The organism is Arthrobacter sp. TJ-265, from assembly GCF_058269135.1.
This window is the reverse complement of sequence record NZ_JBZCND010000005.1, coordinates 74,690-95,843: the sequence shown is the minus strand read 5'-3', so window position 1 is coordinate 95,843 and position 21,154 is coordinate 74,690. Positions and strand designations below refer to the sequence as shown.

Here is a 21,154-nt window from a genome sequence, read left to right as displayed (position 1 = left end):
CTAGGATATGTCCCCACGCTGCCGCACGATCCCGACGGCCCGGTCGACGAGACCGGGTGCCTGCCAGTCCGTCCAGGCCACGCGCGGATCGCCCCGGAACCAGGTCAGCTGGCGCCGGGCGAACCGGCGGGTCGCGGCGATCGTGTCCTCGACGGCGTCCTGCTCCGTCATGGAGCCGTCGAGCACCCGGAGGAACTGCCCGTACCCGAGGGCGCGGGACGCCGTCCGCCCGTCCCGGAGCCCGCTGGCGGCGAGGCGTCCGACCTCGTGGGCCAGCCCGCCGGCCACCATCGCGTGCACCCGCTCGGCGAGCCGTGCGCGCAGGACGTCCCGGTCGACGGCGAGGCCGATCTGCACGGCGGGCTGGTGGTACTCGCGCCGCGGCATGAAGGCGCTGAAGGGCCGTCCGCTGATCTCGTACACCTCGAGGGCGCGGACGAGGCGGCGGTCGTCGTCGATCCGTTCCGCGGAGGCGGGGTCGACCTCCCGGAGCCGTCGGCGGAACGCCGCGCTCCCGGTGGTGGCGAGTTCCGCCTCGAGCCGGCTGCGGACGCCGGCGTCGGTCGGCGGGAACTCGAGCCGATCGAGGGCCGCACGGATGTACAGGCCGGACCCGCCGACGAGGATGGGCACCCGCCCGCGGGCGCGGATGTCCTCGACGATCCGGCGGGCGTCCTCCTGGTAGGCGGCGACGCTCGCCTCCTGCGTGACGTCGAGGACATCGAGCAGATGATGCCGGATGCCCTGCCGCTCCGTCGGGGCCAGCTTGGCCGTCCCGATGTCCATGCCGCGGTAGAACTGGAGGGCGTCGGCGTTGACGATCTCGCCGTCGAGGCGCTGGGCCAGGGCGATACCGAGCTCGGACTTGCCGGACCCCGTGGGACCGACGACCGCGACCACGGGAAGGGTCAAGAACGCGCTCCGCGGACCGGCAGGGACGGCATGCCCAGCGACACGGGGCGGGGAGCACCGTTAGGACCGGCCGTGCCGTCGGACGGCGCCGGGACGCCGCAGGAGTCGGCCTGGCTCCTGTCCCACGCGTCGCCGGCGCGGGAGCGGCGGACGGCGTACTGCTCGGGCGCGGGATCCGACAGCAGGTGGAAGGAGGCCGCCTCGGTGACGGGAAGGGTCACGACGTCGCCCGGTCGGGGCACGGCCGCACCCTCGGGGACGGAGAAGTGGACGAGCCGCTGGTCCCGCGCACGCCCGGTGAGCCGATGCGTCTCGCCGCCCTTGCGGCCCTGCTGGTCGGTCACGAGCACCTCGACGACCGTCCCGACCTGCTTCGCGTTCTCCTCACGGGCGATGCGGTCCTGGAGCGCCGTCAGCCGCTCGAACCGCTCCTGCACCACGGCCTTGGGCAGCTGGTCGGGCAGGTCCGCCGCCGGGGTACCGGGGCGTTTCGAGTACTGGAAGGTGAAGGCCGTGGCGAAGCGGGACTGCTCGACGACGTCGAGGGTGGCCTGGAAGTCCTCCTCCGTCTCGCCGGGGAAGCCCACGATGATGTCGGTGGAGATGGCGGCGTGGGGCATCCGATCGCGGACCCTCTCGAGGATGCCGAGGAAGCGGCTGGACCGGTAGGACCGCCGCATCGCCTTCAGGACACGGTCCGAGCCCGACTGCAGGGGCATGTGCAGCTGCGGCATCACGTTGGGCGTCTCGGCCATCGCGTCGATCACGTCGTCGGTGAACGCTGCGGGGTGCGGGCTCGTGAACCGGACCCGTTCGAGGCCCTCGATCGACCCGCAGGCGCGCAGCAGCTTCGCGAAGGCACCGCGGTCGCCGAACTCGATGCCGTAGGAGTTCACGTTCTGGCCGAGGAGCGTGACCTCGACGGCGCCGTCGGCGACGAGGGCTTCGATCTCGGCGAGGATCTCCCCGGGCCGGCGGTCGCGCTCCTTGCCTCGCAGGGACGGCACGATGCAGAAGGTGCAGGTGTTGTTGCAGCCGACGGAGATCGAGACCCAGCCGGCGTAGACCGACTCGCGCCGTGTCGGCAGGGTGGAGGGGAACACGTCGAGGGATTCCAGGATCTCCAGCTGCGCGTCCTGGTTGTGGCGTGCACGCTCGAGCAGGGCGGGCAGCGCGCCGATGTTGTGCGTCCCGAAGACCGCGTCCACCCAGGGTGCCTTCTTGAGGATGGTCTCCCTGTCCTTCTGGGCGAGGCACCCACCCACGGCGATCTGCAGATCCGGCCGGGCCTCCTTGACCGCCTTGAGGATCCCGAGGTTGCCGTACAGCTTGTTGTCCGCGTTCTCGCGGACGGCGCAGGTGTTGAAGACGACGACGTCCGCCTGGCCGCCCTCGACGCGCGCGAGTCCGGCACCCTCGAGCAGCCCGGAGATCCGCTCGGAATCGTGCACGTTCATCTGGCAGCCGAACGTCCGCACCTCGTAGGTGCGCTGTCCGGCTGCGCCGGCCGGGGTACTGCGGGGCGTCTCGTCGAGGGATACAGGAAGTGTCATGCTCACGCCCTCAAGCGTACGACCGGCACGCTGGGCGCCCACAATCGCCGGGTCGACCGGCGCGGTCACTCCCCCTCGGCGAGAACGTCCTTCACGATCGAGAACGCGGTCCCGGGGCTGTACCCCTTGCGGGCGAGCACCCCGACGAGGCGCCGCATCTCCTTGTCCCGCACGGCACGATCGGACAGATCGGCACCGCGGCGGAGCTTCCGGCGCACCACCTCCCGGGCCTGTTCGTCCTCCTCCTCGTCGGAGAGCTGCAGCAGGGCGTCCTCCGCCAGCGACGCGTCGATGCCCTTGTCCGCGAGCTCGCGCCGCAGCGAGGACCGGGAGAGCGACCTGGCGGCGGTGCGGGTGCGCACCCACATCCGGGCGAACTCGGCGTCATCGATCAGCTGCACTTCCTCGAACCGATCGAGGAGTGCCGCGGCGATCGGCCGCGGTACCTCACGCTCGGCGAGCTTGCGATCGAGCTGGTGGCGGCTCCGGGCGCCCATGGCCAGTTGGCGGAGCAGCACGGAGCGGGCCAGCGACGTCCACTCCTCGTCGCTCCGGACGGGGGTGTCCTCCCCCGTCGTCCCGTCACCCTCGGGGACGTCGTCGCTCGGACCTGCGGCGGCATCACGCCGCCCGCGCCGCGCACCTCGGGGTGAGGATTGGCCTCCTCCGTCGCGTGCCCGCCGCCGACCGGTGCCGTCCCCCGTCGTGGGAGCATCGGGTGCCTCGGCGGCGTCGGCCGAGGCACCGACGACCGGTGCAAACGGATCGTCGAAGGATGCCCGGCCTGGCGAGCCGCTTCGACGCCGGGCCTGTGGCGCTCCGCGCCCCTTCGCCGACGTCGTCCTGCCGAAGGAGGAGGACGCCGACCGCGACGGCTTCTGGCGCGTGGATCGGGACCGGGCAGGCGGCTCTGACCCGTCCGGGTCGGCTGAACTGTCCGAACCGAACAGACCGTAGGAGATCCCCCATCCTGCCGCTTCCGGCCCGATCTCCGATGCCACGGCGCCTACTCGCTGCTGACGGCCTTGAGCTTCGGTACGTCCGGCTCCTCCGGCTGCACCCCGATGCCCAGCTTGACCCTGATCTTCTGCTCGAGCTCGTCGGCCAGGCCCGGATTGTCCTTCAGGAACTTCCGGGCGTTCTCCTTGCCCTGCCCCAGCTGGTCGCCGTCATAGGTGAACCAGGCGCCGGACTTCTTGACCAGTCCGTTCTCGACACCGACATCGATGAGTCCGCCCTCACGGGAGATTCCGTAGCCGTACAGGATGTCGAACTCGGCCTGCTTGAAGGGCGGGGCCATCTTGTTCTTGACGATCTTGGCGCGCGTCCTGTTGCCGACCGGGTTGACGCCTTCCTTCAGGGTCTCGATGCGTCGGACGTCGATGCGGACGGACGCATAGAACTTCAGCGCCTTGCCGCCCGTGGTGGTCTCGGGGCTGCCGAAGAACACACCGATCTTCTCGCGGAGCTGGTTGATGAAGATGGCCGTGGTCTTGGTCTGGGCGAGCCGGCCGGTGATCTTCCTGAGGGCCTGGCTCATGAGCCGGGCCTGCAGGCCGACGTGGCTGTCACCCATCTCTCCCTCGATCTCGGCGCGGGGCACGAGGGCGGCGACGGAGTCGATGACGACGATGTCGATCGATCCGGAACCGATGAGCATGTCCATGATCTCCAGCGCCTGCTCACCGGTGTCCGGCTGCGAGACGAGGAGTGCGTCGGTGTCGACGCCCAGCCTCTTCGCGTACTCGGGATCCAGGGCGTGCTCGGCATCGATGAAGGCGGCGATCCCGCCGTTGCGCTGGGCACTGGCCACCGCATGGAGGGCGACGGTGGTCTTGCCCGACGACTCGGGACCGTAGATCTCCACGACCCTGCCGCGGGGCAGGCCGCCGATGCCGAGAGCCGCATCCAGCGCGATGGAGCTCGTGGAGATGGTCTCGATGGGCGCCCTGGTCTCGTCGCCGAGGCGCATGATCGAACCCTTGCCGTACTGCTTGTCGATCTGGGCGAGAGCAGCTTCTAGGGCTTTCTCGCGGTCTGGAGCGGCCATTCTTCACCTCGGTTGTTCATGGCCAACTGGCCTGTGTGTACGTGTTCGATTCGACTGTAGGGGCCCGCACCGACACTTTGGGGCGGGGCCGCCACCATGTGCGTAACAGCGCTCGGGCCGTGTCCCATTGTATCCCCGTCCGAACAGGTATTCGAATATTCGCGGTTCCTCTGTGTGTCCCGTGCAGCCCGGCCGTGGGCGTGCCGACGCATCGGGTCAGCGCGGTTTGACGTCGCGGCCGAGCCAGCGGCTCGTCGGTACATCCTGCGCCCGGCACACCGCTTCCCAGACCGTCTTCGGATCGGCACCTGCGCCCAGCGCCTCGGACGCCGTCCTGTCACCCAGCTGGTCCACGACGAGGTCCCGCGCGAGGGTCCGCGAGTACCGCTCCCCGAACTCGTCGTCCATCAATCGCCAGAAGTCGCTCAACCGCATGCACTGTCCTTCGCTCTCGTCGTGGGCCGATCATCCGTCACACCTCTCCTACCATTCTGGGTCCTCGACACGGAGGCCGGCACCGAGGGCCGCGGTGGAATCACCCGGGAGGACGACCCGCGAGCGGAATTCGCGGCCGGGCGGAGGAAACAGGCTGTGGGGCATGGTGATTCCGCCGGTGCGCCCTAGAATGGCCCCATGAACGCGAAGCCGAGCATCACCGACCCCGGCGCGGGCCGTACCGGCTACCCCGGGGAGGATGCCGACACCGATGCGGCCATCGAGGCCCTGGAACAGCAGCTGAGCATGCTGTGGCGGCGCGCCCGTTCGAACTCCTACAAGGTGGCGCGTCGGGTGCATCCCGACATGGAACCCGCGGCGTACGGGCTGCTGGTGATCCTGCAGCGTGAGGGCTCCATGCGTCTCACCGACATTGCTGCAAGCGTGGGAGTGGGCAAGCCCTCCGTCAGCCGGCAGATCGCGATGCTGGAGCAGCTGGGCCTGGTCCGGAAGGAAGCCGACCCGCTCGACGGCCGGGCGCAGTCGATCTCGCTGACGGACGCCGGCACCCGGCAGCTCGTGGCTGCGCAGACGGCCCGCAAGCAGGCCTTCCACCAGCTCATGGAGGACTGGGACGTGGAGGACCTCACGCGCCTGGGCACGCTCATCGCCCAGCTCAACAACACCTACACCCGGGACAACTGGTAGCAAACAGCAGGAAGGCCCGCCCCCTCGGTCGTGTCGGGGACGGGCCTTCCTTGACGTGGGGTGACTAGCGGTTCGTGGCCGCGAGCCCCCGACGGAAGTCGTCGTTCAGTTCGTCCGTGAGGTCGTCCCCGAATTCGCGGGAGAACTCCTGGGGGATGGTGTCCGGGATGGATACGCCTTCTGCTTCTGCCAGGCGGTCACTGACTTCCCGCAGCATCGAGGAGAGCGGCACCTCGAGTGCACTGCAGATTGATGAGAGGAGTTCGGACGATGCTTCCTTCTGTCCACGCTCGACCTCGCTGAGGTATCCGAGGGAAACCCTCGCACTGTGCGACACCTCGCGCAGGGTACGGCCTTGGCGCTGGCGGACGTCGCGCAGGACGTCGCCGATCTCGTGGCGGAGAACCACCAGCTTGCGCTCCTTGGGCCTGCGTTGTGCATCATCCGCCAACCCCACATCACGCCAACGGACCACGCCGTTTACGGATACGGGCTGCTTTACCATCTGTATCGCCTTGCTCCCTCATAATGCGGCGGCGCCCGATGGACGTCCGCCCCGTGATGATGACCTGCCCGTTCTGCTAGAGCTTGAGTCGCCAACCCTATCAATGGCCGGCAGTGTTTATAACTACCCCCGGCGATTGTTTGTTCCCCCGAGGAGCGCCTCGCGGAGCTCGACGAGCACCGCGTCACGGGAAGCGGTCCTGATCGTGTCGCGGTCCCCGACGAAGTGGTGCTCGAACGTCTCCGTGCCCGAGGAGGTGGAAATCGCCGTGAATACGGTCCCCACCGGCTTCCCCTCGTGCGGGGAGGGCCCCGCGACGCCGGTCGTTGCGACGCCGATGTCCGAGCAGAACGCCGCCCTGGCGCCGTCGGCCATCGCCGCGGCGACGCGCGGATCCACGGCGCCGGCGCTCGAAAGAAGTTCGGCGTCGACGTTCAACAGGTTCTGCTTGACAGAGATCTGGTAGGCAATTACTCCGCCCTGCAGGACCGCGGAGGCGCCCGGGACGTCGGCCAGCGTGGCGGCGACCAGGCCGGCCGTCAGGGATTCGGCCGTGGCCACCGTGAGACCCCGCCGCGTGGCGAGGTCGACGACGTCGGCGGCCGGTCCCGCGCCGGTCACGAGCGGGCTGCGGCCCGGAGCCGGATGGCCTGGACCACGTAGTCGACGCCGGTCACCACCGTGATCACGACGGCGGCCGCCATGACCGCGGCAGCGGGCCACCAGGCCCAGTCGCCGGCGATGGACTGCAGCGGGATGAGGAACAGCAGGATGGCGACGGTCTGGACGACCGTCTTCAGCTTTCCCCCGCGCGAGGCCGGCATGACCCCGTACCGGATCACGGCGAACCGCAGGAGCGTGATCCCGATCTCGCGGACCAGGATCACGATCGTGACCCACCACCAGAGCTCGCCCAGGACGGACAGCATCACGAGGGCGGAGCCGATGAGCAGCTTGTCCGCGATCGGGTCCGCGATCTTGCCGAAGTCCGTGATGAGGCCCCGGCTGCGGGCCAGGTCGCCGTCGAGCTTGTCGGTGTAGATCGCGACCGCGAAGACGAGGACGGCGAGCCAGCGGAACAGCCCGTCGCGGCCGTCGTCGAGCAGGAGGAACCAGACGAAGAACGGCACCATCAGGATGCGCACGACGGTGAGGACGTTCGCGATGTTCAGGACCGGCACGGCCGGGCTCGGGGAGCTAGTCACTCTCTCAGGCTACCTGCCGGTGAGGCTCCAGGCGTCGGAGTTCTCGCCGTCGTCGCCGTCGTCGGAGCCCCCCGACGCGTCGGCGCCGTCGTAGTAGTCGACCGCCTGCGCCCGCGAGGCGAGATCGTCCGCGACGAGGTCGATCGGCGCCTGGGGCTGCGGCTGGGACGGCGCCGGCGCGGACGGCTCGTCACCGCGCATGGCGGCGAGCACGGGGGCGAGATCGTCGGGCTTGACCAGCACGTCACGGGCCTTCGACCCCTCGGACGGTCCGACCACCCCGCGCGATTCGAGCAGGTCCATGAGGCGTCCGGCCTTCGCGAACCCGACGCGGAGCTTGCGCTGCAGCATCGAGGTGGACCCGAACTGGGTCGTGACCACGAGTTCTGTCGCCTGGAGCAGGACCTCGAGGTCGTCCCCGATGTCGTCGTCGATCTGCTTCTTCGGCGCGTCGACCGCGACGTCCTCGCGATAGACGGCCTGCAGCTGCCCCTTCACGTGCTCCACGACGCGGTGGATCTCCGACTCGGTGACCCAGGCACCCTGCACGCGCATGGGCTTGGACGCACCCATGGGCAGGAACAGCGCGTCGCCCTGCCCGATGAGCTTCTCGGCGCCCGGCTGGTCCAGCACCACGCGGGAATCGGTGACCGAGGATGTCGCGAAGGCCATGCGGGACGGCACGTTGGCCTTGATCAGGCCGGTGACGACGTCGACCGACGGCCGCTGCGTGGCGAGGACGAGGTGGATACCGGCGGCGCGCGCCAGCTGGGTGATGCGGACGATCGAGTCCTCGACGTCGCGCGGGGCGACCATCATCAGGTCGGCGAGCTCGTCCACGATGACCAGCAGGTACGGGTAGGGGCGGACGACGCGCTTGGAGCCCTCGGGCGGGACGACCTTCCCGTTCCGGACGGCCTTGTTGAAGTCGTCGATGTGCTTGTAGCCGTAGTTCGCCAGGTCGTCATAGCGGGTGTCCATCTCGCGCACCACCCACTGCAGCGCCTCGGCGGCCTTCTTGGGGCTCGTGATGATGGGTGTGATGAGGTGGGGTACGCCCTCGTACGCGGTGAGCTCCACGCGCTTGGGGTCCACCATGACCATGCGCACCTCGTCCGGCGTGGAGCGCATGAGGATCGAGGTGATCATGGAGTTCACGAACGAGGACTTGCCCGCACCCGTGGCACCGGCCACCAGCAGGTGGGGCATCTTCGCGAGGTTGGCGACGACGAACCCGCCCTCGACGTCCTTGCCCACACCCATCACCATGGGATGGTCCGTCTTGCGGGCGTTGCCGGAGCGCAGCACGTCGCCGAGGGAGACCGTCTCGCGGTCCGTGTTCGGGATCTCGATACCGATGGCCGACTTGCCGGGGATGGGCGAGAGGATGCGCACGTCCGAGCTGGCGACGGCGTAGGAGATGTTCTTCGAGAGCGCGGTCACCCGCTCCACCTTGGTGCCCGGGGCCAGTTCGATCTCGTAGCGCGTGACGGTCGGGCCGCGCGAGAACCCGGTCACCTTCGCGTCCACGTTGAACTGGTCCATGGTGTGGGTCAGGGCGGCGACGACGGCGTCGTTGGCTTCCGAGCGCTCCTTGGGCGGGGTACCGGCGGGCAGGTAGTCCGACGGCGGCAGGGTGTACGCGACGTCGCCGGCGAGCTGCAGCTGCTCGGTGCGCTGCGGGATGGGCGTGGGCGGGACCTGCGGCTGCACCGGCGTCGACGGGACGATCAGCGCCTTCGCGGCGGGGACGACGTCGATGGCCTCGGTCGCACCCTCCGGCTCACGCCCGGGCGCAGGCTCCGGCGTGCCGATCCCCTGCGACCGCTTGAGTTCCTCGGCGGCCAGTTCCTGCCGTGTGGGTCGCCGGACGCCGGGCGGGACGGCGGCCTCGGCCTCGCGGGCGCGGCGCTCCTCGTCCTCGATGACGGCGCGCTCGAACGCCTCGTCGCCGACGTAGCCGTCACCGTCGTCGTGCTGGTCGTGGTCGTTGCCGGACGCCTCGGGCTTGTCCTTGCCGAACAGGCGCTTGCGGCGCTTCGGCTCGGGCTTCGCCGTGGCGCCGTGGGTCTCGTAGAGGTAGCTCTGGTCGTGGCCGTCGTCGCGCCGCGCCTCGGCGCCGTTCGGGTCCTGGCCCATCAGGTGCTCGTACAGGGTGCGCAGGCGGTCGGGGATGTGGCGGAAGGGCGTGGCCGTGACGATCAGCAGGCCGAGGAAGATCGCCGCCGCGAGCAGGATGCCCACGGGCCAGGCCGTGAGGACGCTGCTGAGCGGGCCCGCGACGAGGAACCCGGCGACGCCGCCCGCGCGCCAGAGGGCGTCGAGCCCGTCGGAGAGGCCGGGCCTGCCGCCGACGAGGTGGGCGATGCCGGAGCCGGCGAAGAGGAGGACGAGCTGGCCGATGGCGATGCGGTTGTTGGCCCGGTGCCGCTCCGGGTAGCGGAACAGACGGATGGCGCCGATGCCGAGCATAAAGGGGACGAGCAGGGCCATCCAGCCGAAGGTGCCGCCGGCGGCCGCGTGCACGATGTCGGCGGCGATGCCGTGGAGGGCCCACCACTCGACGGCGGCGACGGCCAGGGCCAGCAGGAGGAGGAAGAAGCCGGAACCGTCCCGGCGGAGCTCACGGTCCGGGTTGACGTCGTGGCCGAAGGTGCGGACACCGGAACCGACGACGCGCGCGGTACCCATCCACACCGCCCGGACGGCCCTCAGCGGCAGGGCGAGGTGGTCCTCGTCCCGCGGCTCGGGTGTCACCGGGACCTGGCGGGTCCTGGCCGGAGCGCGGCCTGCCCCCTTGGCCGGCGGCTTGGCGGGCCCCTTGGTCCGGGAGGGTGCCGTGACGGCGGACGCTCCCTTGCTGCGGGTCTGGTGCTGGCCCCGCGGGGCAGGGGACGTTCGAGTGGCCATGGTCCTCACGGTACCGGACCACTGCCCCCATCCGTCGAATTCCCGCGCGCCGACGAGGCCTTCGGGGACCGCTGCGCTCAGGCTTCCAGGACCACCGGGATGATCATCGGGCGCCGTCGGTACCCCCGGTTGACCCAGGTTCCGACGATGCGCCGGACGACCTGCTGCAACTGGTAGGTGGTGTGGTCCGGCGTGTTCGTCACGGCCTCTTCGAGGGCCCGTGCGATCTTCGGCTTGATCTCGTCGAACACGGCGTCGTCCTCGGCGAACCCGCGGGCATGGATGTCCGGGCCGGACACGATCGTCCCGGTGGTGCGGTTGACCACGGTGATGATCGAGATGAAGCCCTCCTCGCCGAGGGTCCGCCGGTCCTTGAGGTCGGCGTCGGTGATCTCCCCGACGCTGGAGCCGTCCACGTAGACGTAGCCGCACTCGACGGCTCCCACCACGCGTGCCCTGCCGTCCACGAGGTCGACGACCGAGCCGTCCTCGGTGAGCAGGACGTTCGACGCGGGGACGCCCGTCTGTTGCGCGAGCTTCCCGTTGGCGATGAGGTGCCGGATCTCGCCGTGCACCGGCATGACGTTCCTGGGTCTCAGGATGTTGTAGCAGTAGAGGAGCTCCCCGGCCGCGGCGTGACCGGACACGTGCACCTTGGCGTTGCCCTTGTGGATCACGTCGGCGCCGAGCTTCAGGAGCCCGTTGATCACGCGGTACACGGCGTTCTCGTTGCCGGGGATGAGCGAGGACGCCAGGATCACGGTGTCGCCCTTGCCCACGGTGATGCGGTGGTCGCCGCTGGCCATGCGGGACAGCGCCGCCATGGGTTCGCCCTGGGAGCCGGTGGACATGAGAACCACGCGGTCGTCCGGGAGGTCGTCGACGTTCTTGATGTCCACGAGGATGCCGTCCGGCACCTTCAGGTACCCGAGTCTCGCGGCGATCGCCATGTTGCGCACCATCGAGCGGCCCGCGAAGCACACGAAGCGGCCATGGGCGTGGGCGGCGTCGAGCACCTGCTGGACGCGGTGCACGTGGGAGGAGAAGGAGGCGACGATGATGCGCTTCCGGACCTGTCCGAAGAGGTTCTCGAGGACCGGACCGATCTCCCGTTCGGCCGTCGTGAAGCCCGGGACGTCGGCGTTCGTGGAGTCGACCATGAGGAGGTCCACGCCCTCCTCGCCGAGGCGCGCGAAGGCCCGCAGGTCGGTGATGCGCCCGTCGAGCGGCAACTGGTCCATCTTGAAGTCGCCCGTGTGCAGGACGTTGCCGGCCTCGGTCCGGATGAACACCGCGAGGGCATCCGGGATCGAGTGGTTGACGGCGACGAACTCGCACTCGAACGGCCCGAGCTGCTCGATCTGCCCCTCGGACACGGTGAGGGTGTAGGGGCGGATCCGGTGTTCCTGCAGCTTCGCCTCGACGAGAGCGAGGGTCAGCTGCGAGCCGACGAGGGGGATGTCGGCCTTGAGGCGCAGGAGGTAGGGCACCGCCCCGATGTGGTCCTCGTGGCCGTGCGTGAGCACCAGGCCGACGACGTCGTCGAGCCGGTCCTCGATGGAGGAGAAGTCGGGGAGGATCAGGTCCACGCCGGGCTGGGTCTCCTCGGGGAAGAGCACGCCGCAGTCGACGATCAGCAGCTTGCCGCTGATCTCGAACACCGCCATGTTGCGCCCGATCTCGCCCAGCCCGCCGAGCGGCACGATCCTCAGCGTGCCCGGTTCCAGCGCCGGGGGCAGGCTTCGCTGGGCAGGGACGACGCCGGCCGCGTCGCTCATGCCCGGGCGACCCGGCGCGTCCCCGGGGACCCGATGTCCCATCCGGCCTCGGCCAGGTCGGCGAGGACCGGCTCCAGCTCGGCACCGTCCGGTTCGACGAGGGGCAGGCGGACGACGGCGTTCGTGAGCACCCCCTGCAGGCGCAGGATCTGCTTCGCGGAGACCGCGCCCGGGATGTGGGTCATCACGGCGCGCACCACGGGGTCGAGGCCGAAGTGGATGCGGCGGGCCTCGTCGAGATCGCCCGCCGCCGCGGCGTCGACCAGCGCACGGAAGGCGACGGTGGCGACCTGCGCGCTGACGCTGACGACCCCGACGGCGCCCGCGGCCATCCACGGCAGGGTGAGGCCGTCGTCGCCCGCGTACACGTCCAGGTCGGTGGCGGCGAGCACCCGCGTCACGGCGGCGAAGTCCGCCTTCGCGTCCTTCAGGGCGCCGATCTTCGGGTTTTCCGCCAGCCGGAGCATCGTCTCGGTGGTGATGGGGATGGCGGACCGGCCCGGGATGTCGTAGATCATGATCGGCAGGTCGCTCGCCTCGGACACCGCCGTGAAGTGGGCGAGCACGCCGGACTGGGTGGGCTTGTTGTAGTAGGGCGTCACGACGAGCTGCGCGTGGGCCCCGGCGCGCTCGGCACGGCGTGCCATCTCCACCGAGTGCGAGGTGTGGTTGGTGCCCGTGCCGGCGATGACCCGGGCGCGGTCCCCCACGGTCTCGACGACGACGCGGTAGAGGTCCTCCTTCTCGGAGTCCTCGAGCGTCGAGGTCTCCCCCGTCGTGCCCGAGACGACGAGGCCGTCACAGCCGTCGTCGACGAGCTTCGCGGCGAGGGCGGCGGTGGCATCGAAGTCGACGCCGCCGTCGTCGGTGAACGGCGTGACCATCGCGGCCACGAGCGAACCGAACGGGAGGATGCGGGAGGGGGTTTCAGCCATGGGTAAAACGTTACCCGGTCGGGCGGGACCCGGTGGGACCGGGCACGCAGTCCCGGGCCGCCGCGCCGGGGACGCGGGAGGTGCCTGTGGGACCATGGCTGGATGCACACGACGTCCGCGCCCCGCCGCCTGACCGGGATCGACGCGGCGCGCGGCGTGGCCCTCTTCGGCATGATGAGCACGCACATCCTGCCCCTCTACGCCCCGGGCACCACGGACGCCACGTGGACGGCCCTGGTGTTCTCCGGCCGTGCGTCCGGCCTGTTCGCCGTCGTCGCCGGCATCGGCCTGGCCCTCCTGACGGGGGGGCGCTCCCCCCACCGCGACCGGGCGCTCTCCGCCGACCGCACGGGCATCGCGGTCCGCGCCCTCGTGATCGCCCTGATCGGGCTCGTCCTCGGCGGCGTCGAGACGAACATCGCCATCATCCTCGTCCACTACGGGCTGCTGTTCCTCCTCGCCCTGCCGTTCGTGGGGCTGCGGCTGAGGGCGCTGGCGGCGTGGACGGCCGGCTGGCTGCTGCTCGCCCCCGTGGCCGCCTACCTGCTGCGACCCCTGGTCACCGCGGCCGTGGACCCGCCCTCCGTCGGGGGCAACCCCGTCTTCGAGCACTTCCTCGCACCGGCGACGCTCGCCGCGGACCTCTTCCTGACCGGCTACTACCCGGTGCTGCAATGGCTCGGCTTCATCCTCGTGGGCCTCGTGATCGGACGACTGGACCTGTCGCGGTTCGGCGTGCAGCTGGGACTCCTCGGCGCGGGCGTGCTCGCCGCGGTCGGGGCCCGGCTGCTGAGCACCCAGCTCCTCGGGCCCGGCGGCGGTCTCGCCGCCCTCCTGGCGACCCCGGACGGCAGCCGCTACCCGCTGGAGGCGATGCTCGACGTCGGGCTCGCGAGCATCGACCAGTCGGGCTCGTGGTGGTGGCTCGCGGTCAGCGCACCCCACTCGGGGACCACGCTCGACCTCGTGCACGTGGCGGGATCCGCTGCCGCGGTCGTCGCGGCCTGCCTCCTGCTCACGCGCCGGTTCCCGCAGGCGCTCCTGCCGCTCTCGGCGCCGGGGGCGATGACCCTGACCCTGTACGCCCTCCACATCTGCGTCATGAGCTGGGCGGACAAGCTGACCCCGCTGCCGGAACCCCTGCTGCTGTTCTGGCTGCAGGTCGCCGCCGCGGTCGCGATCGGCATCCTGTTCCAGCGCCTGCGCTCCCGCGGACCCCTGGAACTGCTCGCCTCCGGTGCGGCGAACGCGGCGCGGGACGGACGTGCCGACGCCCGGCACTGACGCCCTCGGCGCGTGCGCCGGTCCCCTGCTAGAGCGCGGCGCCGGCCCCGTGCTGCCGGTACAGCTTGGCGGCGTCGCGCATCGCGCGGCGGGCGCGCTTGCGGTCGCCCGCGGCGTCATAGGCGCAGGAGAGCCTGAACCAGCTCCGCCAGTTCCCGGGATCCGCTTCCACCTCGGCCTGGAAGGCGGGGAAGGCGGCGTCGGCTGCGGACCGCACGATCCGCCCGGCGGGTGTCCTCGGGAGGTCGTCGACGGGCAGGCCACCCTCGGCGTCGAGCCGGCGCGCCATCTGCTCCGTCCGGGCGCCGAAGAGCAGTTCCCGGATCAGGGCCCACGCGCCGATGCACGGCAGCAGGAGGTACCCGACGCCCAGGGCTTTCGCCACGGGCTCGGGGTCGCCGAGGAGCAGGAAGCTGCGCTGGAAGGCGACCACGAGCCAGAACACGAGGAGCGCCGTGACGAGCAGCACGCCGACCTTGACCTTGTGCTGCCGGTAGAACCCGAGCACCGGGTTCGGGGGCGGGGTCATGACCCCGCCCCCCCGGTCTGCAGGTCCAGATAGCCGTCCAGTCCCACGGTCAACCCGGGGTACCGGGCCACCGAGCGGATCCCGAGGAGGACGCCGGGCATGAACGAGGCGCGGTCGAAGGAGTCATGGCGGATGGTCAGCTGCTCTCCCGCGCTCCCGAACAGGACCTCCTGGTGGGCCGTCAGTCCGCGGAGCCGCACGGAGTGCACGGGGACGCCGTCCACGCTCGCGCCGCGCGCGCCGTCGAGCTGGTCCCGCGTGGCGTCCGGGGCGGCGGGCACGCCCGCGCCGGCCCGCGCCGCGGCCACGAGCTGGGCGGTGCGCACGGCCGTGCCGGAGGGGGCGTCGACCTTGTCCGGATGGTGGAGCTCCACGATCTCGACGGAGTCGAAGTAGCGGGCCGCGGCGGCGGCGAACGCCGTGGCGAGCACGGACCCGAGCGCGAAGTTCGGTGCGATCAGGACGCCCGTGGACGGGGTGGCGGCCAGGAGGGCCTTCAGGCCGTCCAGGCGGTCCGCGGTCCAGCCCGTGGTCCCGACGACGGCGTGCATGCCGTGTTCGACGGCGAAGCCGACATTCCTGGCGGTCGCGTCGGGGACGGTGAGGTCGACGACGACGCGGGCACCGGCGGAGACGAGCGAGTCGAGCGGGTCGCTGCTGCCGAGGGCGGCGACGAGCTCGAGGTCGTCCGCCGCCTCGACCGCGCGGACTGCCTCGGACCCCATGCGTCCCCTGGCACCCAGTACGGCCACCGGCAGTAGTTCAGTCATGCCCTCAAGCCTACTGTTCCGCGCCTGCCCCGACCCATTCCACGCTGCCGTCCGCGAAGAACTGTTCCTTCCAGATGGGGACACGCTCCTTCACGAGGTCCACGAGATCCGAGCAGGCCCGGAACGCCTCGCCGCGGTGCGCGGCCCCGACCGCGGCGACGAGCGCCTGGTCCCCGATCGCGAGGGGTCCCACGCGGTGCGCCACCCAGATCCGGATGCCGTCGTGCCGTGCGGCGATCTCCTCGGCGACCTCCCGGATGACGCGGTCGGCGCTCGGGTGCGCCGAGTAGCTCAGCGAGCTCACCTCGCGGCCGCCGTCGTGGTCCCTCACCACGCCGCTGAAACCGACCACGGCCCCGCAGTACGGGGAGTCGACGCCGGCGTGCGCCTCCTCGGGAGTGATGGGGGTGTCGGCGACGGCGGCGTGCACGACTTCACCGGTGGTCATTGTGGCCCTCCTGCTGGGAGCAGATGTGGTCGATGAGCGGGGAGAGGACGGCGAGGCCGTCGCGGACTCCCCCGGGCGATCCGGGAAGGTTGATGACGAAGGTGGAGCCCGCGGTGCCCGCCAGCCCGCGGCTGAGGACCGCCGTGGGGACGGCGTCCGCGCCGGCGCGGCGGATGGCCTCCATGATGCCGGGCAGGCTGCGCGTCAGGTACGGCGCGGTCTGTTCGGGCGTGACGTCGTCGGGACTGAGCCCCGTCCCCCCGCTCGTGATGAGCACCGACGGGCGGGCCTCGAGGGCGGCACCGATCGCGGCGCCGACGGCGTCACCGTCGGGAACCACGACGGCGTCGGCGACGGCGTAGCCGTGGTCGTAGAGCCAGTGGGCGATGGCAGGGCCGCACTCGTCCTCGTAGGTGCCGGCGGCGGCGCGGGTGGAGGCGATGACGACGGCGGCGGTGCGCAGGGGTGTCATACGGCCCAGTTACCGCTCTTGCCGCCGGACTTCGAGAGCACGCGCATGCCGGTGATCACCGCGTGCTTGTCCACGGCCTTGATCATGTCGTAGAGGGTCAGGGCGGCGACGGACGCGCCCGTCAGGGCCTCCATCTCCACGCCGGTGAGCGAGGTGGTCTTCGCGAGGACCACGACCCGCACGCGGCCGCCGTCGGGCTCGAAGTCGACGGTCACCTTCGACAGCGGCAGCGGGTGGCACAGGGGGATCAGCGTGGAGGTCTGCTTGGTCGCCATGATGCCGGCGACGCGGGCGACGGCGAGGGCGTCGCCCTTCGGCAGGCCGCCGTCGGTGATGAGCGCGACGACGTCGGGCGTCGTCTCGAGGGTCGCCTCGGCGACCGCCTGGCGGACGGTCGCCTGCTTGCCGGAGACGTCGACCATGTGGGCGGTGCCGTCGGAGCGGACGTGGGAGAGCCCCTCGGTGGGGGGTGGAGTGCTCATGATGGGGTCCTTTCTGCGGAGTCCATTCCACCAGATCCGGCCCGATCCTCCGCCACCGGGTCCCCGGTTGCCAGGGGGGCCGCCGGTATGGGACCGATGAGGGTGACGTCGACGCGGTCCCCCCGGGCGAGCGAGGCGACGCCCTCGGGCAGGTGGACGAGGCAGTTGGCGGCGGCCAGGGCGTGCAGCAGATGGGACTCGGGGCCGCCCACGAGCGTCACCCTCCCGTCCCGGTACACGCCACGGCGTACCTGGTGCTTGGCGGGAGGACTGTCGACGCCCTCGGCGAGGACCGCCCCCAGCACGGGGCGGGGCGCCGGGACCCCGGTCAGCCGGTGGAGGGCCGGCCGCAGGAACATCTCGAAGGAGACGATCGCGCTCACGGGATTGCCGGGGAAGCCGAGGAACGGGACGCCGGAGAGGGTCCCGTGCGCCTGGGGTCCGCCCGGCTGCAGGGCCACCGAGGAGAACTCGACGCTGCTGTCCGCTAGCGCCTGCTTCACCACCTCGTAGGCGCCCTGGCTGATGCCTCCGCTGCTGAGGACGAGGTCGGTGCTGTCCGCCGTGATACCCGCGAGGGCCTCGCGGAGCACGGCCGGATCGTCCCCGAGCAGGCGGTGGCGGGTGACCTCGGCGCCCGCCTCCCGCAGCGCCGCCTCGAGGAGGGTCGTGTTGGCGTCGTAGATCCGTCCCGGGGCGAGGTCCGAGCCGGGCTCGGCCACCTCGTCGCCGGTGGACAGGAGCAGCACGCGGAAGCGCGGGGCCACGCGGACCTCGCCGACCCCGCAGGCGGCGAGGAGCCCGAGCTGGGCGGCGCCGAGCAGCGTGCCCGCCGGCAGTGCGAGCCCGCCCTCCGCGATGTCGCTGCCGGCCCGCCGCACGAACAGTCCGGCGTCGATGCCGCCGGGGAGTCGCACGGCCGCGGTCCCGTCCGCCCGCTCCGCGGCCGAGTGGAACCGGGCGGGCTCTGCCCGTTCGATGGGCACGACGGCGGCGGCGCCCGCCGGCAGCATGGCGCCGGTCATGATCGGGGCCGCCGTTCCCGGCTCGAGCGGCGGCGGCGCGATGCCCGCCGGGATGGGCTCCGCCACCGTCAGCGTGGCCGTGCCCGCGAGGTCGGCGGCGTGGACGGCGTACCCGTCCATCTGCGAGTTGTCGAACGGCGGGAGGCTCACCGGCGCGGGCACGTCCTCCACCAGTGCCCGGCCGAGGGCGTCGCGGAGCGCGAGCACCTCCGCGGCCGCTCGGGAGTACCCGCTGCCTGCGTGCAGGAGTCCGGCCACGGCGGCCTGGTGTTCGGCGACGGTTCGTCTCATGGCTGCCTTCCGCGCGCTGGTGCCGGGACCGCCCGGCGGGCGTGGCCTAGGTCACGGAGAACGTTACCGTGTGCAGCCCTTCGGCGCCGTCGGGGGCCGGGGGCACCGTGTCCACGGACTGCGCCGCGCCCTCCCGGTCCACCGCGCGCGCCTGGAGGGTGTGCGATCCGGCCTGCAGCCGCAGGGTGGCGCCGTACTGGCACCACGTGTCGTCGGAGATCGGCGTCGCGAGCGTGGCACGCTGCCAGGGCCCGCCGTCGACCCTCACCTCGACGGCCCCGACTCCCCTGTGCTGCGCCCAGGCCACCCCGCCGACGACGACGTCCCCGGCGGGGACGCTCGCGTTCGGGCGCGGGACGTCGATCCGGGAGGACGTCTTGACGGGGCCGCGCTCGGACCAGCCTCGGGTGGACCAGTACGCGGTGTCGTCGGCGAAGCGGGTCACCTTGAGCTCGGTCACCCACTTCGTGGCGGACACGAAGCCGTACAGACCCGGGACCACGAGCCGGACCGGGAAGCCGTGTTCCACGGGCAGCGGCTCCCCGTTCATGCCGACGGCGAGCAGCGAGTCCCGGGCGTCGGTCAGCGCTTCGAGGGGCGTGCCGGCCGTGAAGCCGTCCACGCTCCGCGACAGCACCATGTCGGCCTCGGGCCGCACGCCGGCTCGGGCGAGGAGCGCGCGCACGGGCCAGCCGAGCCAGCGGGCGTTGCCCGTCAGGTCCCCGCCGACGGTGTTGGACACGCAGGCCAGGGTCACGTGGCGTTCGATCAGGGGCAGGGCGAGCAGTTCGTCGAACGTGATCTCGAGCTCGCGGTCCACGAGTCCCGTGACCTTCAGGGACCATCCGGCGGCGTCGACGACGGGCACCACGAGTGCGGTGTCGATCCGGTAGAAGTCAGCGGTCGGCGTCACGAGCTCGCTGATGCCCTCGATGCCGAGGTCCGCACCCTCGGGGACGAAGGAGCCCTCCGGCGGCGGCGCCGCCCCGGTGGGCGCGGGCAGCGTGATGGACGAGCGCTGCTGCGTCACGGCGGTCTGGGAGGAGCGCACCCCGGTGGCTGCCGCGCCGGTGGCGGCGGCGACGACGGCGGTGCCGCCGGCCCCCTGGAGGAACCGGCGGCGCGCCGGGAGCGAGACCTCCCCGCCGTCGTCGGCCGCCCTGGACCACGTGCCCAACGCCCGGATGAGCGCGGCCAGGACGAGGATCGCGACGAGTGCCGCCACCGCGGGAGCCACGAGGGAGACGGTGGAGGACTGCGGCCGTGAGGCCACGGCGAGCGCGCCCGCTATCCCGAAGCAGACGACGACGGCCCGGCCCGCGAAGGCCCGCCGGTACTCGAGCGTGCCGGCGGCGAGGGCGATCCCGACGATGACCGCGGCGATCGTCGCCAGGAGGACGGCCTTGTCCGCCGTGCCGAACCAGGCGATCGCCCAGTCCTTGACGGCCGGGGGGACGACGTCGATGACGGCGGACCCCACGGCGCTGACCGGGGTGACGGAGGGGCTCAGTGCGGCTGCCGCCAGCTCACCGGCGATCACCCCCAGCCCCACCGCCAGCGCGCCCGAGACGGCGGCCCACGCCGGGCGTCGTATGCTCACGGGGCAATTCCTGCCTTTCCGTCATGTCCCGACCGCTCCGCCGTCCGGCCGGTCGGGTCCGTTCCTTACACGACCACGGGGGGAGGGAGGTTCCCCGCGTTCTACAGGGTCGTGACGCCGGGTGGAAGCCTCGCCCGTCCGGGCGCCCCCGGGTAGGGTCCGGGCCGATGGAGGGCGTAACCTCGAGTGCATGGGAATCCAACTAGGAATGCCCCGCGTCGCCCGCGGGGGCACGATCGAAGGCCTCCTGGACACCCACGGGAGGCAGGCGACGGACATGCGCCTGTCGCTGACGGACAAGTGCAACCTGCGGTGTACCTACTGCATGCCCGCCGAGGGACTGAACTGGCTGCAGAAGGACCAGGTGCTGTCCCGCCAGGAAATCGTCCGGCTGGTGCGCATCGGCGTGGACCTGCTCGGCATCCGTGAGCTGCGACTGACGGGCGGGGAACCGCTGGTCCGGGCCGACCTGCTCGACATCATCCGGGACATCCGCGCGCATCACGCCGACCTGCCGATCTCGATGACGACCAACGCCCTGGGCCTGGAGCGCCGTGCCGTGCAGCTGAAGGACGCCGGGCTCACGCGGATCAACGTGTCCATGGACTCCCTGCACCCGGAGACCTTCGCCCAGCTGACCCGCCGGCCCTTCCTGGACCGCGTGCTCCGGGGCATCGAAGCGGCCGCCGACGCCGGACTCGGCCTCGTGAAGATCAACGCCGTGCTGATGCGCGGCATCAACGACCACGAGGCGCCCGATCTCGTGGAGTGGGCGGTGTCCCGCGGGTTCGAACTGCGCTTCATCGAGCAGATGCCCCTCGACGCCGACCACGGCTGGACGAAGGAGGGCATGGTGACCGCCGCGGAGATGCGCGCGCTGGTCGAGACCCGCTTCGTCCTCACCCCGGACCCCCGGAGACGCGACGGCGCGCCCGCCGAGCGGTGGGAGGTCCGGGCGAGGACCGCCCCCGACGTCGTCCTCGGGACCGTCGGCATCATCGCGTCGGTCACCGAACCGTTCTGCGCCGATTGCCGACGGACGCGCGTGACGGCCGAGGGCAAGATCATGAGTTGCCTCTTCTCCCGCGAGGAGACGGACCTGCGCGGCCTCCTGCGCTCGGACGCTGACGACGAGGCCGTGGCCCAGCGCTGGCGCGACGCCATGTGGCTCAAGCCGCGGGCGCACGGCATGAGCCACACGGGGCTCGGTGCCGAGGACTTCGTCCAGCCCGACCGGTCGATGAGCGCCATCGGTGGCTGAG

The 21,154-nt window shown here is 71.5% G+C and carries 21 protein-coding genes; 3 read left to right on the top strand and 18 right to left on the bottom strand.

Annotation, left to right across the window (positions count from 1 at the left end; translation table 11 throughout):
* The 5 genes from miaA to AC4D2E_RS15650 all read right to left on the bottom strand — a co-directional run bounded on the left by miaA (nt 1) and on the right by AC4D2E_RS15650 (nt 4,950).
* Nucleotides 1-912, bottom strand: a complete 912-nt coding sequence (gene miaA / locus AC4D2E_RS15670) for a tRNA (adenosine(37)-N6)-dimethylallyltransferase MiaA (protein WP_490953200.1) — start codon at nt 910-912, stop codon at nt 1-3.
* The gene (gene miaB, locus AC4D2E_RS15665; protein WP_490953199.1) at nt 909-2,465 is read right to left on the bottom strand and encodes a tRNA (N6-isopentenyl adenosine(37)-C2)-methylthiotransferase MiaB; all 1,557 of its coding nucleotides are present in this window, start codon (nt 2,463-2,465) and stop codon (nt 909-911) included. The genes miaA and miaB overlap by 4 nt, the downstream gene beginning before the upstream one ends.
* A 65-nt stretch (nt 2,466-2,530) precedes the next feature.
* Complete coding sequence (locus AC4D2E_RS15660; RefSeq protein ID WP_490953198.1) at nt 2,531-3,466, bottom strand: regulatory protein RecX; 936 nt, start codon at nt 3,464-3,466, stop codon at nt 2,531-2,533.
* Nucleotides 3,467-3,471: 5 nt separating this feature from the next.
* The gene (gene recA / locus AC4D2E_RS15655; RefSeq protein ID WP_104168979.1) at nt 3,472-4,515 is read right to left on the bottom strand and encodes a recombinase RecA; all 1,044 of its coding nucleotides are present in this window, start codon (nt 4,513-4,515) and stop codon (nt 3,472-3,474) included.
* Nucleotides 4,516-4,731: 216 nt separating this feature from the next.
* Nucleotides 4,732-4,950 carry a DUF3046 domain-containing protein gene (locus tag AC4D2E_RS15650; protein ID WP_104168980.1) on the bottom strand — a complete coding sequence of 73 codons (219 nt, stop codon included), beginning with the start codon at nt 4,948-4,950 and terminating at the stop codon, nt 4,732-4,734.
* Between the two features lie 198 nt (nt 4,951-5,148).
* Here AC4D2E_RS15650 and AC4D2E_RS15645 point away from each other — a divergent pair, with 198 nt between their 5' ends.
* On the top strand, nt 5,149-5,658 hold the full coding sequence (locus tag AC4D2E_RS15645) for a MarR family winged helix-turn-helix transcriptional regulator (protein ID WP_052274503.1): 510 nt from the start codon (nt 5,149-5,151) through the stop codon (nt 5,656-5,658).
* A 64-nt stretch (nt 5,659-5,722) separates the two neighbouring features.
* Here AC4D2E_RS15645 and AC4D2E_RS15640 read toward each other — a convergent pair whose 3' ends face one another.
* From AC4D2E_RS15640 to dapA, 6 genes are all read right to left on the bottom strand, one after another.
* Complete coding sequence (locus AC4D2E_RS15640) at nt 5,723-6,163, bottom strand: helix-turn-helix domain-containing protein (protein WP_043447546.1); 441 nt, start codon at nt 6,161-6,163, stop codon at nt 5,723-5,725.
* 123 nt (nt 6,164-6,286) lie between these two features.
* Nucleotides 6,287-6,784 carry a CinA family protein gene (locus AC4D2E_RS15635; RefSeq protein ID WP_490953197.1) on the bottom strand — a complete coding sequence of 166 codons (498 nt, stop codon included), beginning with the start codon at nt 6,782-6,784 and terminating at the stop codon, nt 6,287-6,289.
* The gene (gene pgsA, locus AC4D2E_RS15630; protein ID WP_043447543.1) at nt 6,781-7,368 is read right to left on the bottom strand and encodes a CDP-diacylglycerol--glycerol-3-phosphate 3-phosphatidyltransferase; all 588 of its coding nucleotides are present in this window, start codon (nt 7,366-7,368) and stop codon (nt 6,781-6,783) included. Before pgsA ends, AC4D2E_RS15635 begins: the two co-directional genes overlap by 4 nt.
* A 9-nt stretch (nt 7,369-7,377) precedes the next feature.
* Complete coding sequence (locus AC4D2E_RS15625; protein WP_490953196.1) at nt 7,378-10,278, bottom strand: FtsK/SpoIIIE family DNA translocase; 2,901 nt, start codon at nt 10,276-10,278, stop codon at nt 7,378-7,380.
* A 77-nt stretch (nt 10,279-10,355) separates the two neighbouring features.
* A complete protein-coding gene (locus AC4D2E_RS15620; RefSeq protein ID WP_490953195.1) occupies nt 10,356-12,056 on the bottom strand; it encodes a ribonuclease J in 1,701 nt (566 codons plus the stop codon).
* Nucleotides 12,053-12,991, bottom strand: a complete 939-nt coding sequence (gene dapA / locus AC4D2E_RS15615) for a 4-hydroxy-tetrahydrodipicolinate synthase (protein WP_104168984.1) — start codon at nt 12,989-12,991, stop codon at nt 12,053-12,055. The genes AC4D2E_RS15620 and dapA overlap by 4 nt, the downstream gene beginning before the upstream one ends.
* Nucleotides 12,992-13,093: 102 nt before the next feature.
* On the opposite strand from dapA, the gene AC4D2E_RS15610 reads away from it, so the two are divergent.
* Entirely contained in the window at nt 13,094-14,275 is a 1,182-nt protein-coding gene (locus AC4D2E_RS15610; RefSeq protein WP_490953194.1) for a heparan-alpha-glucosaminide N-acetyltransferase domain-containing protein, read from the top strand.
* Nucleotides 14,276-14,303: 28 nt separating this feature from the next.
* On the opposite strand, the gene AC4D2E_RS15605 is transcribed toward AC4D2E_RS15610, so the two are convergent.
* The 7 genes from AC4D2E_RS15605 to AC4D2E_RS15575 are packed head-to-tail and all read right to left on the bottom strand — an operon-like array spanning nt 14,304 to nt 19,892.
* A complete protein-coding gene (locus tag AC4D2E_RS15605; RefSeq protein ID WP_104168986.1) occupies nt 14,304-14,804 on the bottom strand; it encodes a hypothetical protein in 501 nt (166 codons plus the stop codon).
* Complete coding sequence (gene dapB / locus AC4D2E_RS15600) at nt 14,801-15,574, bottom strand: 4-hydroxy-tetrahydrodipicolinate reductase (protein WP_104168987.1); 774 nt, start codon at nt 15,572-15,574, stop codon at nt 14,801-14,803. The genes AC4D2E_RS15605 and dapB overlap by 4 nt, the downstream gene beginning before the upstream one ends.
* Before the next feature lie 10 nt (nt 15,575-15,584).
* Nucleotides 15,585-16,022 (bottom strand): molybdenum cofactor biosynthesis protein MoaE, encoded by a 438-nt coding sequence (locus AC4D2E_RS15595; protein WP_490910603.1) that lies wholly within the window; start codon nt 16,020-16,022, stop codon nt 15,585-15,587.
* Nucleotides 16,009-16,494, bottom strand: a complete 486-nt coding sequence (locus tag AC4D2E_RS15590) for a MogA/MoaB family molybdenum cofactor biosynthesis protein (RefSeq protein ID WP_104168989.1) — start codon at nt 16,492-16,494, stop codon at nt 16,009-16,011. The genes AC4D2E_RS15595 and AC4D2E_RS15590 overlap by 14 nt, the downstream gene beginning before the upstream one ends.
* Nucleotides 16,491-16,976 (bottom strand): cyclic pyranopterin monophosphate synthase MoaC, encoded by a 486-nt coding sequence (gene moaC, locus AC4D2E_RS15585; RefSeq protein ID WP_490953193.1) that lies wholly within the window; start codon nt 16,974-16,976, stop codon nt 16,491-16,493. Before moaC ends, AC4D2E_RS15590 begins: the two co-directional genes overlap by 4 nt.
* Nucleotides 16,973-18,292 carry a molybdopterin molybdotransferase MoeA gene (locus AC4D2E_RS15580; RefSeq protein ID WP_490953192.1) on the bottom strand — a complete coding sequence of 440 codons (1,320 nt, stop codon included), beginning with the start codon at nt 18,290-18,292 and terminating at the stop codon, nt 16,973-16,975. The genes moaC and AC4D2E_RS15580 overlap by 4 nt, the downstream gene beginning before the upstream one ends.
* A gap of 46 nt (nt 18,293-18,338) precedes the next feature.
* Complete coding sequence (locus tag AC4D2E_RS15575) at nt 18,339-19,892, bottom strand: molybdopterin-dependent oxidoreductase (protein WP_490953191.1); 1,554 nt, start codon at nt 19,890-19,892, stop codon at nt 18,339-18,341.
* 190 nt (nt 19,893-20,082) lie between these two features.
* Between AC4D2E_RS15575 and moaA the strand changes: the two genes are divergently transcribed.
* Nucleotides 20,083-21,153, top strand: a complete 1,071-nt coding sequence (gene moaA / locus AC4D2E_RS15570) for a GTP 3',8-cyclase MoaA (protein ID WP_104168993.1) — start codon at nt 20,083-20,085, stop codon at nt 21,151-21,153.
* The last annotated feature ends 1 nt before the right edge of the window (nt 21,154 follow it).

Excerpts from the sequence above, each read along its gene's own strand:
- miaB (WP_490953199.1), bottom strand. The coding sequence starts at position 2,465 with ATGACACTTCCTGTATCCCTCGACGAGACGCCCCGCAGTACCCCGGCC.
- recA (WP_104168979.1), bottom strand. The coding sequence starts at position 4,515 with ATGGCCGCTCCAGACCGCGAGAAAGCCCTAGAAGCTGCTCTCGCCCAG.
- AC4D2E_RS15650 (WP_104168980.1), bottom strand. The coding sequence starts at position 4,950 with ATGCGGTTGAGCGACTTCTGGCGATTGATGGACGACGAGTTCGGGGAG.
- AC4D2E_RS15645 (WP_052274503.1), top strand. The coding sequence starts at position 5,149 with ATGAACGCGAAGCCGAGCATCACCGACCCCGGCGCGGGCCGTACCGGC.
- AC4D2E_RS15640 (WP_043447546.1), bottom strand. The coding sequence starts at position 6,163 with ATGGTAAAGCAGCCCGTATCCGTAAACGGCGTGGTCCGTTGGCGTGAT.
- AC4D2E_RS15625 (WP_490953196.1), bottom strand. The coding sequence starts at position 10,278 with ATGGCCACTCGAACGTCCCCTGCCCCGCGGGGCCAGCACCAGACCCGC.
- AC4D2E_RS15620 (WP_490953195.1), bottom strand. The coding sequence starts at position 12,056 with ATGAGCGACGCGGCCGGCGTCGTCCCTGCCCAGCGAAGCCTGCCCCCG.
- dapA (WP_104168984.1), bottom strand. The coding sequence starts at position 12,991 with ATGGCTGAAACCCCCTCCCGCATCCTCCCGTTCGGTTCGCTCGTGGCC.
- AC4D2E_RS15610 (WP_490953194.1), top strand. The coding sequence starts at position 13,094 with ATGCACACGACGTCCGCGCCCCGCCGCCTGACCGGGATCGACGCGGCG.
- AC4D2E_RS15605 (WP_104168986.1), bottom strand. The coding sequence starts at position 14,804 with ATGACCCCGCCCCCGAACCCGGTGCTCGGGTTCTACCGGCAGCACAAG.
- dapB (WP_104168987.1), bottom strand. The coding sequence starts at position 15,574 with ATGACTGAACTACTGCCGGTGGCCGTACTGGGTGCCAGGGGACGCATG.
- AC4D2E_RS15595 (WP_490910603.1), bottom strand. The coding sequence starts at position 16,022 with ATGACCACCGGTGAAGTCGTGCACGCCGCCGTCGCCGACACCCCCATC.
- AC4D2E_RS15590 (WP_104168989.1), bottom strand. The coding sequence starts at position 16,494 with ATGACACCCCTGCGCACCGCCGCCGTCGTCATCGCCTCCACCCGCGCC.
- moaC (WP_490953193.1), bottom strand. The coding sequence starts at position 16,976 with ATGAGCACTCCACCCCCCACCGAGGGGCTCTCCCACGTCCGCTCCGAC.
- AC4D2E_RS15580 (WP_490953192.1), bottom strand. The coding sequence starts at position 18,292 with ATGAGACGAACCGTCGCCGAACACCAGGCCGCCGTGGCCGGACTCCTG.
- moaA (WP_104168993.1), top strand. The coding sequence starts at position 20,083 with ATGGGAATCCAACTAGGAATGCCCCGCGTCGCCCGCGGGGGCACGATC.